At 61.8% G+C, this 1,109-nt stretch carries 1 pseudogene; it reads left to right on the forward strand.

What is annotated here, in order from left to right:
• Positions 1–1,109: pseudogene (gene tnpC, locus BM131_RS19865) on the forward strand (IS66 family transposase); the annotation flags it as partial.

Genomic DNA, 1,109 nt, shown 5'->3' on the forward strand with positions numbered 1-1,109 from the left:
TCTTCGAGGAGATCGAGACGGGTATCTCGGCCCTGCGGGCGCAGGTGGGCAAGGGCCAGGCTTCACAGGAGAAGCGGGCACCCCGGCCACGCAAAAGGCTTCCCGCCGCATCTCGAGCGTATTGAAGTGGTCATTGAGCCTGACGACCTGCCGGAACATGCCGGCAAGCAGAAGGTGCTGATTGGCGAAGATGTGGCCGAACGGCTGGATGTGATCCCGGCGAAGTTCCGGGTCATCATCACCCGCCGCCCGAAATACGCGTTCAAAGGCTGGGACGGTATTATCCAGGCTTTGGCCCCGAACCATATCATCGAGAGTGGTCTGCCGTCTGAGGCGTTGCTGGCGCAGATCGCGGTCTCGAAATACGCCGACGGCCTACCACTCTACCGGCAGGAGGGTATCTATGCCCGTGATGGCGTGGAGCTTGACCGACGGCTGATGGCCCAGTGGATGGGCCGGGTTGGCTTCGAGCTGGATATTCTTGCAGACCATGTTCTGCGTGAGATCCTGAAAGGCGACAGAGTCTTCGCGGATGAAACCAGCCTGCCAACCCTTGCCCCTGGCAACGGCCGCGCGAAAAAGGCCTGGCTCTGGGCCTATGCCCGCGACGACACGCCTTTTGGGGGAAGCGGTCCGCCGATGGTGGCCTATCGCTTCGAGGACAGCCGGTCCGGAGACTGTGTGCAGCGGCATCTCGGAGGATATCGCGGTATCCTGCAGGTAGACGGCTATGCCGCCTACAGCAAGCTGGCACGCAAGAACGGCAGCAACGATGGTCCGCTATTGGCGGGATGCTGGGCGCACAGTCGTCGCCGCTTCTATGAATTGCACACGACCGGTGCCTCCGAAGTCGCCACCGAAACGATCGAAATGATGACTGAGCTCTGGACGCTCGAGGCGACTGTTCGCGGTCAAACCCCCGAAGCCCGCGCTGTTGCCCGCCAGACTATATCGGCACCGATTGTCGCTGCGCTGTTCGCGCTGTGGGAGCAGACCCTGCCGCGCATCTCGGGTAAGTCGAAGCTGGCAGAAGCACTGCGCTACGCCATGACGCGTCGTGAGATATTCGAGCGCTTCTTGATCGACGGCCGCGTCGAGTTGGATTCCAA

The sequence above is a fragment of the Loktanella salsilacus genome, assembly GCF_900114485.1.
In the GTDB taxonomy this organism is placed as follows: Bacteria; Pseudomonadota; Alphaproteobacteria; order Rhodobacterales; family Rhodobacteraceae; genus Loktanella; species Loktanella salsilacus.